4 protein-coding genes are annotated in these 3,927 nt (G+C 29.4%); all 4 read left to right on the forward strand.

The genetic code is table 11. The features are described 5' to 3' along the window. Positions 1-861 (forward strand): ImmA/IrrE family metallo-endopeptidase (locus JJE11_RS16105; protein ID WP_291637452.1); only part of this gene is annotated, 861 nt, incomplete at its 5' end. A 22-nt stretch (positions 862-883) separates the two neighbouring features. After that, positions 884-1,120: a hypothetical protein gene (locus JJE11_RS16110; protein ID WP_291637454.1), complete on the forward strand. Its 237-nt coding sequence runs from the start codon at positions 884-886 to the stop codon at positions 1,118-1,120. Between the two features lie 26 nt (positions 1,121-1,146). Continuing rightward, positions 1,147-2,628, forward strand: a complete 1,482-nt coding sequence (gene cls, locus JJE11_RS16115; protein ID WP_291637457.1) for a cardiolipin synthase — start codon at positions 1,147-1,149, stop codon at positions 2,626-2,628. Positions 2,629-2,724: 96 nt separating this feature from the next. After that, positions 2,725-3,927 (forward strand): tetratricopeptide repeat protein (locus JJE11_RS16120; RefSeq protein ID WP_291637458.1); only part of this gene is annotated, 1,203 nt, incomplete at its 3' end.

The following is a 3,927-nucleotide window of genomic DNA, read 5'->3' on the forward strand; positions in this document are numbered from 1 at the left end:
AATGGCTATCTTGAATTCCCAAAGCTTGAGTTACCTACCATTGATTACAAGGATGTTATGGATATTGAGGACGTAACCTTAATGTTAAGGGGTTTCTGGGGACTAAATAATGACCCAATAGTAAACATTGTTGACTTATTAGAAAAGAACGGGATAATTGTATCGGCTTTAGCCACTGATTCAACCAAAATTGATGCATTTACCCAAATTCATAAAATTAATGGCCATCATCAATTTTGTGTTGTACTGGGGAACGATAAACAATCTATGGTTAGAAGAAATTTTGATGCTGCACATGAATTAGGACATATTATACTTCACAGTAAATTAAGTAATATTAAAGAATTATCAAATGAAGAATTCAAAAAACTAGAAGATGAGGCAAATCATTTTGCAGCGTCATTCTTATTGCCAAAAAATGATTTCTTTGCAGATTTAATAAACCCAACAAACCTTGAATCGTATTTGCAGCTAAAGAAAAAGTGGAAAGTCTCTGTATCAACAATGATCATGAGAGCAAAGCAATTAGGTAGAATTAGTGGTCTTCAGTATAAAAACCTAATGAAACTAATTTCATATAAAAAATGGGGAAAGGTTGAGCCTTATGATGATGTTTGGAAAATACAACGCCCTCAATTATTTAGAAAGGCTATAAAGATTCTTAAAGAGAATAATGTTCTCACTGGTCAACAATTAATGATCGAACTATCTAAGTATAAATTTACTATCAATGTTGAAGAAGTAGAAGTTCTTCTTGATTTAGATCCTGGAACTTTAGTTGAAAAAAGATCCGAAAAAGATAAGGAATTGATATTATCGATAAAAAAGATTAACATGGTTATGCATACAAAAAATGATTAAATTAGTAAAGGAGTTTTAATTTATGATGTCTAATAAAGAACTAGTAGTCAAAATGAAAAATGCTGCCAATAACAGTATTGTAAATAGAGAAGGACTTGGAATATACTATATGGGTAAGTTGCAAGCTTTTATGGAAGCTTATTCTAAGGACTTGGCTGATTATTATATTTTCTCTGATATATATGATCATAAAGTTATTTTTGATGGTATAAGAAAAGGGGTACTTCCCCCAGGTTATATTAAGTCGGAATGCAACTAAAATAATAGTATTAATGGGGGAGTGACATGAGTTTATCAACTTTTTTTCTGATATTTATATATGTATTTAATATCGCATCTGTTTTTACACTGATTTTTGTAAAACGGAGTGATACTAGAGTTATATTTGCTTGGCTCTTAGTATTCTTTTTTCTACCATATGTTGGTTTTATTCTTTATTTTCTTATTGGCAGTAAATATAAAATGCGTGTTATGTCAAAAAAATATGGTATGAATGAAATTGAAGAAAAACACAGCAAAGCTCTTGATAAACAAATTCATGACATTGCAGCAGATAAAATACAGTTTAAAGAAGTAGAAACTGAAAACTACAGAGATTTGATAACTTTGAATTCAAGAAATGCAATGAGTTATTTTACTCAAAATAATAATGTAGAGCTTTTAATAAATGCAGAGCAAAGTTTTTCTCGTATTTTTGGAGATATTAAAAATTCAACTAAAAGTATTGAAGTATTATATTATATTTTTAAAGCAAAAGACAATATTGGTAAAGAATTTATTTCTCTTTTAATAGAAAAGGCAAGTCAGGGAGTAGAAGTAACTCTAATATATGATGGTATTGGTTCTTTAGGTACTCATATGAGTGATTTTAAAGAGTTACAAGAAGTTGGTGGACATGTGTACAGATTTTTACCATCAATGCTAAAAAGTTTTTTACATGTGAATTATCGATTACATAGGAAAATAGTTATTGTTGATGGGAAAATTGCTCATACTGGCGGAATTAATGTGGGCGACGAATACTTTGGTTTAAAAAAGATAAATAAACCTTGGAGAGACACAACAATACGATTGACTGGTAACTGTGTACTTTCACTTCAAACAAGATTTTGGACTGATTTGGTCTTTTTGCAAAATCAAAGCTTTAGTAAGAAAAATAAAGCTACATTGATGTTCGATGAAAAGTTTTTGAAAAGCCTTTATTGTCCAATTGAAGATGGGGATATAGGAATACAAATAGTCTCAAGTGGACCTAGTACTCGTAATGATACTATAAAGGATGGTTATGTTAAAATGATTACCACCGCAAAAAAATATTTATATATTCAAACGCCATACTTTATTCCAGATAAAACACTATTAGAAACACTAAGGCTTGCTGCAACTTCTGGTGTTGATGTTAGAATCATGCTTCCAGGTGTACCTGATAAAAAATCTATTTATGCTGTTTCACTATTAAATGTGGCGAAACTCTTAAAGGACGGCGTAAAGGTATATTTGCATTCAGGTTTTCTTCATGCAAAAACACTTGTTATAGATGATCACGTTTCAACAGTAGGCACTGCAAATATTGACATGAGAAGTTTTAGCCTTAATTATGAGGTCAATGCTTTTATTTATAATAGTGATTTTGCAATTAAGTGTCGTGATACATTTTTAAAAGATATGAAAGACTGTACAATATTCGATATTGAAACTTATTCAAAACGTGGCTTTTGGAAAAAAATTTATGAATCTATTTGGCGTTTTATTGCTCCAATTGCTTAAAAAATGAGAAGCGTTCTACCTTTGATTACCGCGACTTAGGATGATTTAGGGAAACCACAGCGGTGAAGGAATTAGGTCAATATGTGGGGGAATTTAATGAGCGAATTTATTAACAACACAATTAATGAAATGTTAGATAAGCTTGAAAAAGATGAATTTGTAAGTTTAGAGAAGGCTATAGAATATGGTCTTTATGTATATTTACAATGTAGTGAAGCAAGTTATGATACTGGAATGGCTTTTGCTTTATTATATGTAGGGGAAGCATATTGCGACATGAGTAAATATGAAAAAGCTATGACATTTTTATTTGATTCCATAAATCTATCTGAAAGACAAGGGTTATGTGATTTACAGTTACTTGCTCATAAAAATATAGGTAACATTTATTTTCATATAGGTGAGTACGAAAAAAGTTTAGAATACTATAATTCTGCTGAAAAACTTGCGAAAATAATTATTCACAGTAAAAATTATTACAAGGATTTTGGCTCAGAATTTTATGTCGCAAAAATATATAATAATATTGGTGAAATATATAGAGTTCTTAGATGCTATGAAGATGCTATTTTATATTATAATTTATCCAATAGTTTTGATAGAAAGCTGAATTACAAGGCTACCTTTGGGGTTGTACTTTCCAATCTCGGTTATGTTGAATACCACATGGGTAACTACGACAAGGCTTTGGAATATTTAAATGAAGCTATTTTATATTTAGTGAAATATGATTATAAAGGTGGTATAGTGGAAGCTTATGGTATATTTGCTCTAATACATGATAAAAAAGGGAATTATGAGGAAAGCGAAAGATATTTTTCTAAAGCCTTCCATATTTCTTCTGAAGTAGCTTATGATTATGGAAGAATTGATCTTTTATTAGACTATAGCAAATTCCTTAAAAACATAGGAAAAAGAGCAGAAGCGATTGATAAGCTAGAAGAGGTGTACAATATTTCTATAGATAATAAAATGTATGCAAAAACAATGGAAATTTGTAAAATAACTATTAATTTGTATGAAGAAATAAATGATATAAATACTGCAAACAAATACTGCAAATTATATTTTGAGAATGAAAAAAAATTAGAAAACATAGAAATTACAAATAGAGCAATACATCTAAAAACAAAAGTTAAGCTTGATAGTCTTGAAGCCGAAAATAAAAATATATTAGAAAAAAGTGAAGCCTTTAGAATAAAAGCAGATGAACTTATGAAAACTATAAAAAACATATCAATTATAAGCGAACTAGGAGAAAAATTAACCACTACACTAGATTTAAACCAAATTTATGAA

This window comes from Clostridium sp., from assembly GCF_016650095.1.
Taxonomy (GTDB): domain Bacteria; phylum Bacillota; class Clostridia; order Clostridiales; family Clostridiaceae; genus Clostridium_AD.